Origin of the sequence: Staphylococcus sp. MI 10-1553, from assembly GCF_010365305.1 — a bacterium.
GTDB lineage: Bacteria > Bacillota > Bacilli > Staphylococcales > Staphylococcaceae > Staphylococcus.
The window spans coordinates 1799100-1816300 of the sequence record NZ_CP048279.1; the positions used below are offsets into that span (position 1 = coordinate 1799100).

Genomic DNA, 17201 nt, shown 5'->3' on the forward strand with positions numbered 1-17201 from the left:
TATATCTGATGCTCTTATTATAACATAAGGGTCATGAGCACCCAAAGTACAGCTGTGACACCTGTCAATAAACCTATTAAAATCGCCACTTTTTTAGGTTGTTGATCTGATTGTGTAAAATTCAGCACCTCTTTTTGTTGGGCAATTTGTTCTAAAATTACATGGGCTTGGCGTTGGATTGCAGGTAATTCTTTATCATGCTTCTCCATGAGCAGACGCCCATCGATATTGACAGACTGTGCATATTTTTGAATAAACCCACGGATGTGATTCGGATGTTCGAACTGGTCAAAACGGTTTTGTTCAATATTCACGAGTGTCTCTCGTTGAATTTGCGTTCTTTTTTCTAGTTCAGTTAACGTCATACCTAAACGTTCTCTTTTGCTTTGTAATACTTCTCCAATGGTCCGCACCTGTCATTCCCCCCATCGTTACAGTGAACCGAAACCGTCACCAAAGCCGCCAAAAGTATCACCAAAATCTAAGTTATTTTTACTTCTAACGGTTTGCTTTTTCATTTCTTCATATTCAATTTCTTGGTTTTCTTCGGCACGCAATTCGATAATATAATCAAAATCATCCATAATATAGTCACTCGCTTCGACAAATAAGTCCGGATGTTCCACGACTTTAACAGATGGTAAGGTCATGACTTCTTTGACGAGTTCCTGATGTTTCGGATTCGTTTCTCTTGCTGTCACTGCACCATCTATAATGTATACATGATCTTTATCATATTCACCTTTAATTAAAGAACTTCGCACAGTTTGTTTAATGAGTGTCGAACTGATAAACAACCATTTTTTATGCGCCGAAACACTGCCCGCCACGATAGATTCGGTTTTTCCGACACGTGGCATGCCTCGAATACCAATCAATTTGTGACCCTCTTCTTTAAATAGTTCTGCCATAAAGTCAACGAGTAACCCTAAATCATCTCTTTCAAAACGGAATATTTTTTTATCATGTTCGTCTTGTTTCACATATCGTCCGTGTCTTACTGCAAGTCTATCTTTCAGTTCAGGTTCACGTAACACTCTTAACGAAATGTCATCAATTTCTTTTAATAATGTCTCAAAGCGTTTAATCTTTTCTTCGCTATCCGATTTAATAATAAAGGCACGAATGGACTGATCGATACCGTTAATCGTTCCAATATTAATGCCCATCATCCCTAATAAACTCGAAACGTCACCTAATAACCCTGCACGATTCACATTAATTTGATATTCTAAGTACCATTCGCGTTTTTCTCGTGTAATCATCAAAATCCCCCTTAATGTCGACAGTGGCTTTTATCTTTAATCCCCATTATATCAAACTAGCAATACCAACCACCATTAATACGTTGAACTGTGCCGGTCACACTTTGTGATAATGGCGATAACAAAAAGCGTGTGGCGTGTGCAATTTCATCTGGGTCAATCCAACGATTTTGAGGCAATTCCTCTAACAATGCTTCACGTGCCTCGTGATCGAGTGCATCCGTCATTGAACCAACGACGACACCAGGGGCAATCGCATTGACTGTCACTGATGTACGGGCTAATTCTTTGGCTAATGATTTCACAAAACCGATTTGTGCCGCTTTCATACTAGAATAAATCGTTTCAAAACTTGCACCCGTTTCACCCCAAATGGACGAAATCGCCACAACTCTGCCATGTGGACTTTGAATTAATTGATTAACAAAATATTGTGTGATTTTAATGAAATGAAAAACGTGCACTTGATAAGCTTCATGAATATCGATATCCGTCATATCTTGCAACATGCCAAATAAACTATGACCACTCGCATAAACCATTACGTCTAAATTATGTACAAAACCTAACTTTTCTTCTAGATTCACAGGTTGAGCCAAATCAAGTTGTACAAATTGGACAGGTTGCCCTTGAAATTCACCCATCAAAGTTGCTAACGGGGTTTGATGATACGTCACAATCACTTCATAACCATTTGAAAGAAGGTCATGCGTAATTGCACGACCTATTGTTCCAGAACCACCGATGACGATTGCTTTCATGACGTTTTAATCTCCAAACGGCTATCGACGAGTGCATTCATATCTATACGACGGCGAACCGTTTCATTCATCGTATCTAACGTAATACTATCGATCACATTCAATAATTCAAATAAGCTCACACCATCAAAATAAAACTTTGTGGATTGATTTGCAATATATTCTGGTGCATTTAAACTCGAAATATATTCACCAATAAATTGACGTTTTAACAAATCGAACGCGTGCTGATCATCTAAAGTACCAATACGTGCATGTAATTCATCCAATAGTAATGTTTTTAACTGTTCAGGTTCTGTCGTTGCCGATGTAATCAATGAAAAACTGTATGTCGGCTCAATGACTGTTTGATAACTGAACGTATCGTCGATTATATCTTGGCTCAATAACGACTGATAAAAATTCGTTTCTTCACCATAAATCATCTCAAAGAAAAATGACATTTCGATATCTTCTTTGACACCTTGATGTAGTGACATATCATAAACCGGATGCTTCAAACCGAGCATAATTCTTGGTGATTGAAGGGGCATCGATTCAACCACTTGATGCTCAATGACTTCAGTAGGTTCACTGAGTGGATCACGTTCAATTTCTGGTTGTGCCACAATTCTACGTGCATCTTCATGCGTACGGACTAAATTTTCAATATGCTCCGGATCAACATCACCAACGACAAATAACACCATATTAGAAGGATGATAAAATGTTTCATAGCATAAATATAAATCGTCTTTCGTAATTTCATAAATGCTCTCAACCGAACCTGCAATATCGACTCGTACGGGATGATCTTGATACATCGCACGTAACGTATTAAACATCAAACGGTATCCCGGTTGCTCTTGATACATTTTAATTTCTTCTGCAATAATTCCTTTTTCTTTTTCTACTGTTGCTTCTGAAAAGTATGGTGACTCTACCATTTTCAATAAACGTATAATGTTGTCGTCAATATGGTTCGTCGCGCTAAATAAATAACTCGTACGATCGAAACTTGTAAACGCGTTCACTTGGGCATCATGTTCTGCAAATTCTGTAAATAAGTCGCCTGCTTCTTTTTCAAACAACTTGTGCTCTAAGAAATGTGCAACACCATCCGGAACAGAGACGAATTCTTCTGCGCCATGTGGTTTAAAACGATGGTCTAATGAACCAAACTGCGTCGTGTATGTGACAAATGTTTTTTGAAAATCCTTCTTTGGAATAATGAACAGATTCAGCCCATTCGCCAAAGTAGAATGATAGACCGTTTCATCAATTTGTTGATAATATGTTTCATTCATCCATATCATCCTCCTTTGTCAAAATATAAATCGTATCGAGATGCGCATTTTGACAGAGACGTTGAATGTCTTCATGTTTAACTGCTTGTATACGCGCTTCATATTGGACATCCGTTTCTGGTACTTCGAGCAACAATTGATTATGCATCATTTCAATCATATTTTTTGGACGGTCTTTAGATTCCTTACGTCCTGATAAAATGATTTTTTTCGCTAATTCCATTTTGTCATCTGTAAATTCGCCTGATTTAAAACGGTTAAATGCCTCGATAATCGTTTCTTTGGCTAATCGGTAATCTTTAGCTGAAACCCCGCTCATAACGAATAGGAAACCATTTTTGCCATCAATTTGTGAATGAATCGAGTAAGCGAGACTCTTTTGTTCGCGGACTTCATTGAACAACACTGATGAAGGATCTCCACCAAACATCATATTGAACACGAGAAATGCATAAAAATCTTTTTCGCCATAATGCGTTGGAAAACGAAAACCCATGTTTAATTTCGCTTGATCCACATTGTCATGTTCAATCACTTCATTAACAGGTGCATCATACTGGATATGTTGACCAAATTGTGTCGCTTGATATGTAAAAGGTTGAATATTGAATTCTGATTGTATATGTTGAATTGTCGCTTCTTCCTCAACATTGCCTACCACGTATATTGAACAGTAGTCATTGTCTAACATCGAACGATATGTATCATATAAATCTGTTGCTGTAATGTCGTCAATTTCATCAAGGTCGCCTGCTGCCATATAACGGTATGGATGCTCGCCAAACATATACTTAAGTAAACGTAAATACGCAATTTGTGATTTATTATCTTCAATCGCTGTCAGTTTTTTCTTCAATAAACTTTTCTCTTGTGCGACAAACGTTTCATCAAAGGCGCCGTTTTTAACAAGCGGATTAAGAATGACCTCTTTTAATAATGCGAGCCCTTTGTCAAACAATGGTTCATCATCTAACAAATAACGTTCATTGACAATTTCAAGTGTAACAGTGATGACGTGACGGTCTTTATACTTCGACACGTAACTATTCACATAAGCACCATACAATTCAGAGAGATATTGATTGAAAGCTTTATCTGTCGGAAATTGTTGTGTGGCACGGACGAGTAATTTGCTCAACAATGAACGTTGGGTCATCGTCTTTTTATCTAATGGGGCCATGAATTTAAATGTCATTGTCGTCGTTTTAAATTTGTTTGTGGATAAAACAGATATACGTTGATCCGGGTGTTCTTGAAGTTGTTTCATGCAACTCCTCCTTTAACAATGGTTTTGATATAGTTATAGACGTTTTCGAATTGTTCGAAACTTCACTAGGCTACTTTTAAAATAATTTAAAGAATAGAGTATCGGTGTGCCATCTTCTGTGTAATGGACTTGTTTTAATAACATAAGGCCATCTTGTGGGTCTGCTTCAAGTGCATCTGAAATATAAGGTTCATAACTAATAGCTTCCATTTCAGTTTCAGCATAAGCAATCGTTTGATGACTCTCGGCTTCAATCGCTTTTAAAATAGACGTTTGCTGATTATGTGTCCCAAAATGAGATAATACGTTTGTTGTCACTTTATCCAAACAATATACGACAGGCTGACTATTAGCAGTGCGTATACGTTCAATGACTGTAATAGGTGAATTCGGTTCTAATTGCATCACTTTACAGTCGTCGAGAGAAGCGATTTCTTCATCAAGACTTAAAAATACCGTTCCACTTTCATAACCTTTATCAGAAATCATACGACCAATGCTCATCAACTCATCTAAAGGATAGAAAAATGGTTGCGGAATTTTGACACGTGCACCCTCTTCAAAATTTTGTGTAATCATTTGTTCAGTCACAAGTTCATGAATTGCCACTTGTACATTATCTGTTGTGACATTGAGTTGACGCGCAATGGCCAATAAACCTGGTAACGATTCACCAGGTTTAATGTTTTCTGCCTCTATTTCTTTAAGAATCCATTCTTTTACAATATTAACATCAGGATTTACAGACATTTGGGTTACACCTCTCCATCATTTAAATCAACTAAAATCTGTCTCGGTTTACTGCCTTTTTGCGGGCCTATCACTTGATTACGTTCTAAATCATCCATAATTCTTGATGCACGATTATAACCAATTCTAAACTGGCGTTGAAGCAGTGACGTACTCGCCTTTTGTTGTTCAAGAACGAATAAATAAGCTTCTTTATACAGTGGATCATCACTTTCACTTTCTGTACTACCTTCTGTCACCGCATCTGGTTCCATCTCTTTCACATAATTCGCCTTTTGTTGCGCCACGACGTAATCGACTATTGTTTGTACTTCTTGGTCACTTAAAAAGGCACCTTGGACACGCGTTCTCGTCGAACCACCATTTTTAATAAAGAGCATATCCCCTTTACCTAGCAGCTTCTCAGCACCACCACTATCAATGATTGTACGAGAATCTGTTTGCGAACTCACGGCAAATGCGATACGAGACGGGATATTGTTTTTAATTAAGCCGGTAATGACATCGACTGACGGACGTTGTGTTGCGATAATCAAATGAATCCCTGCAGCACGTGCCATTTGTGTAATACGTGTAATGGCAGTTTCAACATCTTTACCTGCTACCATCATTAAATCAGCTAACTCATCGACAATGACGACAATATACGGTAATAACGCCTCTTTTTCTCCAAGCTCTTTATTTTTACGTGTAATAAAGTCATTATACCCTTCAATATTTCGCGTACCTGAATGTTGGAATAAATCGTAACGTCTTTCCATCTCTGCCACAACTTTTTCAAGTGCTTGTGCGGCTTTATGTGGATTTGTGACAACTGGCGTTAATAAATGCGGAATACCGTTATACACATTTAATTCTACCATTTTAGGGTCAATCATCATGAGCTTGACTTCATGTGGCTTAGCATTCAATAAAATACTCGTAATGATACCGTTAATACAAACTGACTTACCACTCCCCGTCGAACCTGCGACTAATAAATGCGGCATTTTATTCAATTCTGCTGTTATCGGTTCACCTGAAATATCTCGACCTAATGCCACTTCTAATTTATTTTTAGCTGGGAATTTTTCGTCCAATACTTCTTTTAATGTGACAATCGCCACTTTTTGATTGGGTACTTCAATCCCTACAGCTGATTTACCTGGAATAGGCGCTTCAATTCGAATATCCTTAGCTGCAAGTGCAAGTGCAATATCATTATGTAAATTGACAATACGACTCACTTTGACGCCTTGCGCAGGTTGAACTTCATATTGTGTTACTGCCGGTCCAATTTTAATTTGCGTCACTTTCGCATCGACACCAAAGTTTTTCAATGTCGTCTCGAGCAACTTCCCTTTACGTTGAACTTCAGCTTTAGAAGTCGTATGTTGACGTTTCGGTTCATTCAATAGCGTCAGTGGCGGGATTTCATATTGTTGATTTTCCGCTGCACCCGCTTCAGTAATACTACCTTCTGATTCGCTTCCCTTTACTTCACTGTGCGTTTGAGTCTCAGCTTTATTACGTTTTGGTATATCGGGTTGCATCGACTCTTTTTGTACTGGTTGGGTTGGTGTGTCCACTTCTACAGATTTATGGCCGAAAATAGGAATCGATGGATAATCAGTCGGTTCATCATCTGGAATATCGACTTCAGGAAAATCTGACACATCTTTTGGTTCTGCTGCACGTTGTTGTTCGCGTTCAAATCGCTTTTGTTCTTTTTTCTCTTTTCTTGTCATACGTCGTTCAGATTGATGCGCCTTCACCTTTTCATATGACGAGGCTGTAGATTGTTTAAATTGTTCCAACCATATTTTTGCGACATCACGATGACGTTTTTTCAGTAATAAAATACCACTTGAAACGAGTAATACAAGCGTCAAAATCACAACACCAACGAGCGAAATGAGTGGTAGTAACAAATGCATCAAATAAAAACCGAATACCCCTCCGCCAAATTGCATGTGTTCTGCCGCATCATAGCTTTGGAACACGTATGATAAAACAGGCTCCCGTTTCGTTCTCATACCTCCTGTTGCCATAAAGTATAATTGTGCGACAAATAAAAGCGCAACTTGTAAGACAATCGAACCAGTCAATCGACGCGTTTTAGGTAATTTGCCATTATATGCGATAAAACCAATCGCTAATAAAAGTAAAAAGTATGTAAGATAACGTGTTAAACCAAATAAGTAATTAAAAAAGCTATCAATGGCAATTCCAACGAGGCCGAGTTGAAACACGCCTAACATGATGACAATGACCATCACTATCGCGAGTATGAATCGAATAGGCGTATCATTCTGTTTCTTTTTCGAAGTACGCTTTCTGTTGCGCGTCGTTTGGGATTTCCGTTTCTTGGTTTGCGCCATGCTTCGTCACCTTCTACTTTCTAAAAAATGATATCATCAACCTGTATGATGAAAAAAGCGAATCTCCTCTTTAAAATGGCGTGGCTTTCAAAGAGTAAGATTCGTTTTCTTGTTTGAACTTCACACTGATTTTAAACTATATTTCTGAAATCACTGGAATAATCATTGGTCGTCTACGTGTACTTTCAAAGAGTAATTTACTCACTTGATCACGCATATTTTGTTTCATTTCAGACCATTCAATACGCTTTTCTTGTAAACCAGCTTCTACAATTTCACGTACCTTTTCCTCAGCTTCTTTAAGTAACGCTTCACTTTCACGGACATAAACAAAGCCTCTTGATTGAATTTCAGGGCCAGCCGCAATTCTTCTGTTTTTTGGATCGAGCGTAACGACAGCGATAAAAATACCATCTTCTGCTAGTAAATGACGATCACGTAACACAATATTACCGACATCGCCGACACCAATACCATCGATGAGGACATTACCCGCATTCACTTTTTCATTTAAGCTCATATCCTTGCCATCATAATGAATGACGTCACCTGCTTCAGCTAAGAAGATTTTTTCTGGATTCACACCCGCTTCACTCGCGAGTTTCGCATGCGCAATCTGCATCTTAAACTCACCTTGAATTGGAATGAAGTACTCAGGTTTCATCATATTGAGCATTAATTTCAACTCTTCCATACAACCGTGACTTGATGCATGAATCTTTTTGTTGTTTGGAATAATATAGGCACCCGCACGTACAAGTTCATTCAACGTATTACCGATAATGACTTCCATATTGGCTGAAGCGGTAATAGCTAGAAATACAGAATCACCTTTTTGGATATTCATAATTTTATGTTTTTGACGTGCCATTTGACTCAACGCTTCTACAGGTTCACCTTGCATCCCTGTCGCAATAATAATCACTTCATTTTTCGGATAATTTTCAACTTCGCTCATAGGAATTAATAGATCTTTTGGAATGTTGAAATAGCCCATCTTACGTGCAATGCTAAATGAACTTTCTAATGAACGGCCTAAAAATGATACTTTTCTATTTAATCTATTTGCGATATTTAACACTTGTTGAATGCGAATAAAGTTAGATGCATAACATGACACGATGAGACGTCCAGTCACTTTCGCAAACGCATCAAACATATGACTTTCAATGACATTTTCAGGGGTATTATAGCCTGGCTTTTCAGCTTCAGTTGAATCACTTAATAATGCGAACACACCCTCTTCGCCTAATTCAGCCATTTTCTTCATGTCAGGTGCATAATGACCGTGTAAACTTTGATCGAATTTAAATTCGCCTGTATATACGATTGCACCGTATGACGTATGAATACATACACCTAAACTATCCGGAATACTGTGCGTCGTATTAAAGAATGTGATATTTACACCTTTAAAACGCATGACAGATTCATTATTGACCACATAATAACGGATTTTCTTATTAATTTGACGTGCTTTTAAGTTTTCTTTCACTAAACCAACCGTTAATTTAGAACCATAAACCGGAGCCTCAACTTGTTCTAAAATGTATGAAACTGCACCAATCGCATGTTCATGACCGTGTGTTAAGAAAATCCCTTTTAATTTATGTTTGTTTTCTAATACATATTGGATGTCAGGAATCACGATATCAATTCCTAACATTTCATCTTCAGGAAACTTTAACCCTGCATCAAGCATAAACATTTCATCATCAACTTCGACGATATACATGTTTTTGGCGATTTCTCCTACGCCACCAAGGGGGATAATGCGTATGTCTTTATTTTTCTTCTTTACTAAATTCAAAATTTTACCTCCTAATAAATATAGCCCGTCCATTTTACATTCATATTTTATTATAGTGGATAATGGAAACTCTGTACACTATTAAAGTGATTCACGGAGGACAGGTTGAGGATTTTGTATACACGATAATTGATTGATGCTACTCTACAAATTATCCTCCTACATTAGAAAAATATGTATTAAAGCATCACGCTCAGTCTTAGCCATTGATAACTATTTCAAAATCAATCCTTAATTCCGAGATGCATTCCAGAAAAGTAACACGACTATGACAACCGTAATAATGTTATACATCACCACTATAGATTCAGAGTGATGTAAAAAATTCAACAAAATCCCACCGAATAATAGGATAAGAATGATAACACCCGACAAAATGTTTATTTTCCTCAAATATACCACTTTCCTCAGAATTGTCTCTCCCTATACAAAAAACAGAAGTCAATGCCAATACGTCACATCTACTTCTGTTTTTTAAGTTCATCTATTCAAATGTCATGCTTTGTTAATTTTAAAGTAACACTTTATGAGAAGCGTTCACACGACCTTGTTTGTCAATCTCAGTCACTTTGACTTTCAGTGTATCACCCATGTTCAACACATCTTCCACTTTGTTAATGCGTTCATTCGAAATTTGTGAAATGTGAACTAATGCATCTTTACCTGGGAACAGTTCAACAAAGGCACCGAATTTTTCAATACGTTTCACTTTCGCATGATACACTTGACCGACTTCTGCTTCACGCACGATACTTTCAATCCATGTACGTGCTTGATTGATCATGTCTTGCTCCGTTGAACCGATGTAAACTGTACCATCTTGTTCGATATCGAGTTTAACACCTGTCGCATCGATAATTTCATTAATTTGTTTACCACCTGGTCCGATCACATCGCGGATTTTTTCAGGTTTAATTTGCATGATTTCTACTTTAGGCGCATAAGCACTTAATTCTTTTCTTGGTTGGGCAATCGTTTGCATCATATGATCTAAAATAGCTAAACGACCTTTACGCGCTTGTTCTAACGCTTCTTCAATGACTTCTTTCGTTAAGCCATCGATTTTAATGTCCATCTGAATCGCAGTAATCCCTTCAGTCGTACCTGCAACTTTAAAGTCCATATCGCCAAGTGCGTCTTCCATACCTTGAATATCCGTTAAAATCGTGTAGCTTTCTTCACGTGTGACAAGACCCATCGCAATCCCTGCAACCGGTGCTTTAATCGGCACACCCGCATCCATTAACGCTAATGTTGAACCACAGATAGACGCTTGTGATGAAGAACCGTTAGACTCTAACACTTCACTTACGATACGTACTGTGTAAGGGAATGTTTTCTCATCTGGAATAATGTATTTTAATGCACGTTCACCTAATGCCCCGTGACCTATTTCACGACGACCTGGCGCACGTACTGGACCTGTCTCACCTACCGAGAAGTTCGGGAAGTTGTAGTGGTGCATGAAACGTTTGTGCTCCTCTTCGCCTAAACCATCGATAATTTGATATTCAGAAATAGAGCCTAACGTTAACACAGACAATGCTTGAGTTTGTCCACGTGTGAACAATCCTGAACCGTGTGCACGTGGTAATAAGCCTACTTCTGATGATAATGGACGGATTTCGTCTGGTTTACGACCGTCTGGACGAATTTTTTCATCTGCAATCAAACGGCGTACTTCATCTTTAATTAACGTATTAATGATTGTGCCGACTTCTTTTAATAACGCTTCATTTTCTGGATCTTCTTCGTTTTCAAAGTTTGCTAAAATACGTTCTTTAATCGCATCAAGATTCTCGTCACGCTCTTGTTTATCGAACGTTTGAATGGCACCATTTAAATTCTCATCTTTTGTCATTTGCGTCACTGAATCGATGAGCGTTTGATTTTTCTCTTCAGGAATAAATTCACGCTTTTCAGGCTGTAAATGCGCAATAATTTCTTCTTGGAATGCACATAAACGTTTGATTTCTTCATGTCCAAATAAAATCGCTTCTAACATTTCTGCTTCAGTAATTTCACTCGCACCCGCTTCAACCATGTTCACCGCATCTTTATGACCGGCTACTTCTAGATCAAGACGTGATTTTTCGCGTTGTGCTAAATTCGGGTTAATGACATATTCACCATCAACATAACCCACATTAACCCCCGCAATTGGGCCTTGAAATGGAATATCTGATACACTTAACGCCATTGATGAACCGATCATCGCTGCCATTTCAGGTGAACAGTTAGGATCCGCACTCAATACAGTGTTAATGATTTGGACATCATGACGATAGCCATCTGGGAATAATGGACGGATAGGACGGTCGATTAAACGTGCAGTTAATGTCGCTTCATCACCTGGACGTCCTTCACGCTTTTTGAAACCACCTGGAATTTTACCCGCAGCATACATTTTTTCCTCATAGTTGACAGTTAGTGGGAAAAAGTCGCCATCACGTGGTTCTTTTGATGCAGTCGCTGTAGATAAGACAACTGTGTCCCCGTAGCGTACGAGCACAGCACCATTCGCTTGTTTTGCGAGTTGTCCTGTTTCTATTGTTAACGGCTGGTTTGCCCATTCCGTCTTAAAAACCTTCTTTTCTTGAGACATTATAAATCTCCTCTCCTACCTCTTTAAACGTTTCGTAGCCTTTTACATTTCAATTATATCTTACATCATCATCTTTTAATAGTTAAAAAAGGAGCCGGATACGATAAATGTCCCAGCTCCTTCCTGTAATGCCACTAGTACGTGCGCAATCATTAAAATTAACGACGAATACCTAATGACTTGATTAATTCACGGTAACGTTGGATGTCTTTGTCACGTAAGTAGTTTAATAAGTGACGACGACGTCCTACCATTTTTAATAAACCACGACGTGAATGGTGGTCTTTTTTGTGAATACGTAAGTGATCGTTTAATGCAGTGATTTCTGCAGTTAACACAGCGATTTGAACTTCTGGTGAACCAGTGTCTGTTTCGTGTGTACGATATTCTTTAATTAATTCGTTTTTACGTTCTTGTGAAATTGCCATTTGTCAATTTCCTCCTTTAAATTTTTCGTGCCTTTATCTGAGTGAGGCGTCGGAGTTTCAACCTACCAAGATAAAGGTCGTGTGCTAATCATTATTAGACTCATACATTATATGATACATCATCACCAAAATCAACCGCTAATAAATGTTTTGCACGTGCTTTGTCATCGTTCATTTGCGCAACGAGTGGATCAATACCATCAAATTTCAACTCTGGTCGAATGTAGTGATGCCAATAAATCGTGACACGTTCTCCATAAATATTCTCTGCAAAATCAAAAATATTCACTTCAATAACAGCTTGTGGAAGATCATCATGAAACGTCGGCTTCACACCAATGTTAGCAACACCGCGATAAATTTGCTCACTTGAACCAATCATCATACTTACCGCATAAACACCGAGCGTTGGCCAAACATAGTCATCACTTGGTTCAATGTTCGCTGTCGGAAAACCAATCGTACGGCCACGTTTTTCTCCTTGTACAACAGTCCCTTTCATACGATAACGATAACCTAATTGCTCATTCGCTTTCGCAAGATTACCCGTTTTTAATGCTTCACGAATCGCCGTCGTTGAAATTTTTTCACGGTTTAAATCTTGCTTGCCAATTGTAATACTTTCAAATTGATCTTGATATTCTTGAAGCATCGCCATATTTCCTTTGCCATACTTACCGAATGTAAAATCAAATCCAGCAATAATGACACGGGCCTGATTTTTCACTAAATAGTCTTGAACAAATTCATCAGGTGTCACTTCTGCAAATCGTGAAGAAAAATTTACTACAAGGCAATAATCAATATTTTGTTCACCTAATAATTCAATTTTATCATTTAACGGCGTAATATAAGTTGTGCGTTTTTGTTTAGGATTTAAAACAACTGACGGATGTGGATCAAAAGTCATGACCGCTTTCTTCAAATCCTTTTCCTTTGCCACGCGATCTAATTCATCAAATAATGCTTGATGCCCTCTATGTAGCCCATCGAAAAAGCCAAGAGCCATCGCTACATCCTCTTGAATATATTGTTCAGCTTGAATAGGATGTGTAATTTCGATAACTTCCATAACCAAGTCTCCTTTTAATTGAATACCTTTTTCGGTTTAATTTCATCTTGTCGTGATGGATGTACTTCATAAATTGCTAATACATCGCCATTGTCACTATCAATCATGACAAGTTGGTGCTCAAATGGAACATTAAAATAACCTTTAGCAAACTTTTGTCCATTCTTTATCTTCATTTTATCACTTTCATTTTGAACAAGGAAAGATGGAAGTCCTTTCAAGCCGTATGCAAGTGGTAATAATTGATTTTGGAGTGTATCGTCATGATGTGCCTGTTCAATTGCTGCTAAACTAAGTGCCTCTTCTAAACTGAAGCCACCACTCATCGTCCGCGTCAACAATGACATGTGCGCTGGTACATTGAGTGCAAGGCCAATATCCGTTGCGAGTGTTCGAATATACGTCCCTTTGCCACAAGTCACTTCTATTGAAAAACGTGCAGTGTCATTTTCAAAAATCAATTCCGAAATCCGTGCAATATGTGAAATATGGATTTGGCGTTCGGGACGTTCTACCGTTTCACCATTGCGTGCGTATTCATATAATTTTTTACCATTTACTTTCACAGACGAATACATCGGTGGAATTTGTGTCGTCCGCCCTACAAATGATTGTAACACTGCATCGACTTGAACCGGATCGAATTGGTCAGCCGTAACGATTTCACGCGTCAAGATGTCACCCGTTTGATCTTCTGTCGTCGTTGAAAAGCCTAACGTCACTTCAGCACGATATGTTTTACCCATTTCCATCACATAATCGCTCACTTTTGTCGCTTGGCCGATACAAATAGGGAGGACACCATCCACTTCAGGATCTAATGTTCCTGTATGGCCGATTTTTTTCGTCTTTAAAATTTTGCGCAATTTGAAAACGACATCGTGGCTCGTCAATCCTCGTTCTTTATAGACAGGTAAAATACCATGATACATCCACTATCGCTCCTTTTTCATAAAATAAGCTAGACTACGTGGACTCTACAATTGCAGATCATCTCACGCACTCTAGCGCACATTGTTAGTCGTTATGATTTAAATCTTGAATCAATCGTTCGATACGGTTACCATATTCAATCGATTCATCATATTCAAATTGCAAATCAGGGACAATTCTGAGTCGCATACGTTGACCAATTTCAGATTTAATAAACCCTTTTGCCTTTTCAAGACCTTTGAATGTATTTTCGCGTTCTTTATCACTACCAAGTACTGTTAAATAAACCTTTGCTAGTGATAAATCGTTCGTTGGCTGTACATCTGTAATCGTTAGAAAACCCACTCTTGGATCTTTTAATTTGTTATTAATAATATCCATTAATTCTTTTTTCATTTGTTCGCCAACACGTTCTGCACGCATATTCATATCATGTGCCTCCTTTCAACATAGTGTCGTAGCGTTATCCTCAATACATCATTATAAAGGAGAGTATGAAGAGGCGTCAATGAAACTGAGCGCGAAAGATGATTTGTTTTCATTCATTTTCAAAAGGTGCTGTGGAAAGTGTTTTGATTGTTGGTGATTGAAGCAACTTGTTTAATTATTGTCTTGGGTTTACTTTTTAAGAGCTCAACTCAAGTTAATGATATTCCACCTACTTTCTATGAGTCTCACCCTAAAATTCAACTCAACATTTAAACACGATAAACATCTCGTATTTCAAACAACTCAAAAAGTAGAATGAAACTTAATAAAAAACTTCACCACTAACAATCAACGTATTTATCTGATATGATTGCGTGATTTTGCTTATATTGTAATTTCACAACACCATTCTTGTCTTTATATCAATCTCGTGATATGATTTAAAAAACTTCTAACCAACTTTGTGAGAGCAGATTAGGGGCTAAAAACATAGCAACATATGAGTGAGTGCTAGCTCAACATATGTTTTACTCTTACAGCCTATTATTGGATACCCTCGTTCATTCAGGTTAACGGGTTTGTTTTTTTCTATTTTTATATGTTAAAAGTAGAGCTGAGTCAACTTTATTCCTCAGCTCTTTATTCTTTTATCAATCTATTTTATTGTACAATGTTACAATTTCTTTTGCTAACTCAATGAAATTCATAGCAGTCATTAAATGGTCTTGACTGTGCACGACAAGGAGTGAGACGTCTGTTTTTTCACCACTCGCTTCTTTCGTCAACATTTCAGTTTGATAACGATGTGCTTCAACAATTGTTTTGTCAGCTTCTTTCAATTTTTCAAACGCTAGCGCTTTCTTACCTTCTTTAACGACGTGAATCGCTTCCATCGCATAAGATTTCGCATTGCCACTATGAATGATAAGCTGCATCACTGTTTCTAGATTCTTATCCTCCATCGTCATCACCCAATCATATCGATTGCTTTTTCTAATACAGATTGACCATTCATCATGCCATAATCAGACATATCAATGACATGAAGCGGAATATTTTTAGGCTCTAATTTTTCTTTTAGTTTTCTTTCTTCGTATCTCACTTGTGGTCCTAACAGTACAATATCAATGTCATTTTGTTCTACTTCTTTATCAACTTCGGGCACGGAAACGGCATAGATTTTATAGTCGCCTTCCATGTCTTGCGCTGCCTTTTCCATACGTTGCACGAGCATACTTGTGCTCATACCTGCTGCACATGCTAAAAGAATTGTTTTCATGATGTTTCCTCCTTGATATCAATGATTATCTTAAAATTGAACGTGTCATTTTTGAAACTGTATGACGTAAACCTCTGATGGCGACACCGAGTTCATAAATATTTTCTACTGGCGCTAATCCACCGTACCCGGCATCACCAATATGTTGAATGTCTACGCCTGCTATTTTGTTTTGAAGACCAAAAAATCTGATTGTTTCTTTTGTGGCACTTTCCTGACTTGTCCCAATCGCACTCATGACAAGTACACCATGGGCATGACACAATTGAACCGCTTCACTCACCATATCTAATGTGATTCCCGGAACGCTACCAATGGATGGTACAAGAATGACATCCGCACCCGAGTCAATTAAACGTTGGATCAATTCTAAGTTGACAACTGGTTCGTCTACACCTGCACTGTGCATTTTTCCAGCAAAAACGAGTCCATCAAACAAACTTTTTGCACGTTTAACACTTTCCACGATGGCATCATTTGACACACCTGTACCAGGGTTTCCTGTGAGACACACAAAATCCATACCGAGCGCATTCAATTTTTCAAACGTTTCTTCTCTTGCAATACGCCCAACTTCTAATTCAAATCGTTCTTCCATCATGTCAGCATTTTGATCAACTGGCTCTAAATTCACACCAATCGGACGACCGCATAATCGTTTTAAAGACTGAATCGGGTTGTTTTCAATATCGAGTAGTCCTGCAATTTTTACATCTAATACGTCTACACCATTGAGTAAAATTAAATCTGCCCCAAAAGATGCTGCCATTTCTGCATTCGTTACTTCATGAATCCACGGATTTCTCGTTGCCACATTTTCTGATAATACAACACGTCCTTCTGATGCTTTAATACTCTGTTTAAGTTCTTCAGCGGTCATTTGTCTGATTTCAGAGGTATCTGCACTGATTAATCTTTTTACCATTTTTTATCCACCTCAACATCTTTCAAAATTT

Annotated in this window: 16 protein-coding genes; all 16 read right to left on the minus strand. The window is 38.0% G+C overall.

Translation table 11 applies throughout. The features are described 5' to 3' along the window. Positions 1–17: 17 nt before the first annotated feature. Positions 18–413, minus strand: a complete 396-nt coding sequence (locus GZH82_RS08395; protein WP_162682111.1) for a helix-turn-helix domain-containing protein — start codon at positions 411–413, stop codon at positions 18–20. A gap of 18 nt (positions 414–431) precedes the next feature. Then, positions 432–1265: a DUF3388 domain-containing protein gene (locus GZH82_RS08400; RefSeq protein WP_162682112.1), complete on the minus strand. Its 834-nt coding sequence runs from the start codon at positions 1263–1265 to the stop codon at positions 432–434. Positions 1266–1321: 56 nt separating this feature from the next. After that, entirely contained in the window at positions 1322–2026 is a 705-nt protein-coding gene (gene ymfI / locus GZH82_RS08405; RefSeq protein WP_162682113.1) for an elongation factor P 5-aminopentanone reductase, read from the minus strand. Further along, positions 2023–3312 carry an EF-P 5-aminopentanol modification-associated protein YfmH gene (gene yfmH / locus GZH82_RS08410; protein ID WP_162682114.1) on the minus strand — a complete coding sequence of 430 codons (1290 nt, stop codon included), beginning with the start codon at positions 3310–3312 and terminating at the stop codon, positions 2023–2025. Before yfmH ends, ymfI begins: the two co-directional genes overlap by 4 nt. Further along, complete coding sequence (yfmF, locus tag GZH82_RS08415; RefSeq protein WP_162682115.1) at positions 3305–4579, minus strand: EF-P 5-aminopentanol modification-associated protein YfmF; 1275 nt, start codon at positions 4577–4579, stop codon at positions 3305–3307. Before yfmF ends, yfmH begins: the two co-directional genes overlap by 8 nt. A 33-nt stretch (positions 4580–4612) precedes the next feature. Next, entirely contained in the window at positions 4613–5329 is a 717-nt protein-coding gene (locus tag GZH82_RS08420; protein WP_162682116.1) for a GntR family transcriptional regulator, read from the minus strand. Positions 5330–5334: 5 nt separating this feature from the next. Continuing rightward, positions 5335–7689 carry a DNA translocase FtsK gene (locus GZH82_RS08425; RefSeq protein ID WP_162682117.1) on the minus strand — a complete coding sequence of 785 codons (2355 nt, stop codon included), beginning with the start codon at positions 7687–7689 and terminating at the stop codon, positions 5335–5337. A 136-nt stretch (positions 7690–7825) separates the two neighbouring features. Further along, a complete protein-coding gene (gene rnjB, locus GZH82_RS08430) occupies positions 7826–9499 on the minus strand; it encodes a ribonuclease J2 (RefSeq protein WP_162682118.1) in 1674 nt (557 codons plus the stop codon). A 511-nt stretch (positions 9500–10010) separates the two neighbouring features. Then, the gene (gene pnp, locus GZH82_RS08435; RefSeq protein ID WP_162682119.1) at positions 10011–12104 is read right to left on the minus strand and encodes a polyribonucleotide nucleotidyltransferase; all 2094 of its coding nucleotides are present in this window, start codon (positions 12102–12104) and stop codon (positions 10011–10013) included. 158 nt (positions 12105–12262) lie between these two features. Then, a complete protein-coding gene (gene rpsO, locus GZH82_RS08440; RefSeq protein ID WP_014614062.1) occupies positions 12263–12532 on the minus strand; it encodes a 30S ribosomal protein S15 in 270 nt (89 codons plus the stop codon). Between the two features lie 100 nt (positions 12533–12632). Next, positions 12633–13604, minus strand: a complete 972-nt coding sequence (ribF, locus tag GZH82_RS08445; RefSeq protein ID WP_162682120.1) for a riboflavin biosynthesis protein RibF — start codon at positions 13602–13604, stop codon at positions 12633–12635. Between the two features lie 14 nt (positions 13605–13618). Beyond that, on the minus strand, positions 13619–14536 hold the full coding sequence (gene truB / locus GZH82_RS08450) for a tRNA pseudouridine(55) synthase TruB (protein ID WP_162682121.1): 918 nt from the start codon (positions 14534–14536) through the stop codon (positions 13619–13621). Positions 14537–14621: 85 nt separating this feature from the next. Further along, entirely contained in the window at positions 14622–14966 is a 345-nt protein-coding gene (rbfA, locus tag GZH82_RS08455) for a 30S ribosome-binding factor RbfA (RefSeq protein WP_014614065.1), read from the minus strand. A 650-nt stretch (positions 14967–15616) separates the two neighbouring features. Next, positions 15617–15928, minus strand: coding sequence for a PTS lactose/cellobiose transporter subunit IIA (locus GZH82_RS08460; RefSeq protein ID WP_162682122.1), 312 nt, complete (start codon positions 15926–15928; stop codon positions 15617–15619). 5 nt (positions 15929–15933) lie between these two features. Further along, positions 15934–16245, minus strand: a complete 312-nt coding sequence (locus GZH82_RS08465; protein WP_162682123.1) for a PTS sugar transporter subunit IIB — start codon at positions 16243–16245, stop codon at positions 15934–15936. 25 nt (positions 16246–16270) lie between these two features. Then, the gene (locus GZH82_RS08470) at positions 16271–17170 is read right to left on the minus strand and encodes a DUF7916 family protein (protein ID WP_162682124.1); all 900 of its coding nucleotides are present in this window, start codon (positions 17168–17170) and stop codon (positions 16271–16273) included. Positions 17171–17201: the final 31 nt, after the last annotated feature.

What these genes read in the sequence shown, in the direction of transcription:
- GZH82_RS08465 (WP_162682123.1), bottom strand. Translation starts at nt 16,245, where the DNA reads ATGAAAACAATTCTTTTAGCATGTGCAGCAGGTATGAGCACAAGTATG.
- rbfA (WP_014614065.1), bottom strand. Translation starts at nt 14,966, where the DNA reads ATGAATATGCGTGCAGAACGTGTTGGCGAACAAATGAAAAAAGAATTA.
- rpsO (WP_014614062.1), bottom strand. Translation starts at nt 12,532, where the DNA reads ATGGCAATTTCACAAGAACGTAAAAACGAATTAATTAAAGAATATCGT.
- truB (WP_162682121.1), bottom strand. Translation starts at nt 14,536, where the DNA reads ATGTATCATGGTATTTTACCTGTCTATAAAGAACGAGGATTGACGAGC.
- ribF (WP_162682120.1), bottom strand. Translation starts at nt 13,604, where the DNA reads ATGGAAGTTATCGAAATTACACATCCTATTCAAGCTGAACAATATATT.
- GZH82_RS08420 (WP_162682116.1), bottom strand. Translation starts at nt 5,329, where the DNA reads ATGTCTGTAAATCCTGATGTTAATATTGTAAAAGAATGGATTCTTAAA.
- yfmH (WP_162682114.1), bottom strand. Translation starts at nt 3,312, where the DNA reads ATGAATGAAACATATTATCAACAAATTGATGAAACGGTCTATCATTCT.
- GZH82_RS08425 (WP_162682117.1), bottom strand. Translation starts at nt 7,689, where the DNA reads ATGGCGCAAACCAAGAAACGGAAATCCCAAACGACGCGCAACAGAAAG.
- pnp (WP_162682119.1), bottom strand. Translation starts at nt 12,104, where the DNA reads ATGTCTCAAGAAAAGAAGGTTTTTAAGACGGAATGGGCAAACCAGCCG.
- GZH82_RS08460 (WP_162682122.1), bottom strand. Translation starts at nt 15,928, where the DNA reads ATGGAGGATAAGAATCTAGAAACAGTGATGCAGCTTATCATTCATAGT.
- GZH82_RS08470 (WP_162682124.1), bottom strand. Translation starts at nt 17,170, where the DNA reads ATGGTAAAAAGATTAATCAGTGCAGATACCTCTGAAATCAGACAAATG.
- ymfI (WP_162682113.1), bottom strand. Translation starts at nt 2,026, where the DNA reads ATGAAAGCAATCGTCATCGGTGGTTCTGGAACAATAGGTCGTGCAATT.
- GZH82_RS08400 (WP_162682112.1), bottom strand. Translation starts at nt 1,265, where the DNA reads ATGATTACACGAGAAAAACGCGAATGGTACTTAGAATATCAAATTAAT.
- yfmF (WP_162682115.1), bottom strand. Translation starts at nt 4,579, where the DNA reads ATGAAACAACTTCAAGAACACCCGGATCAACGTATATCTGTTTTATCC.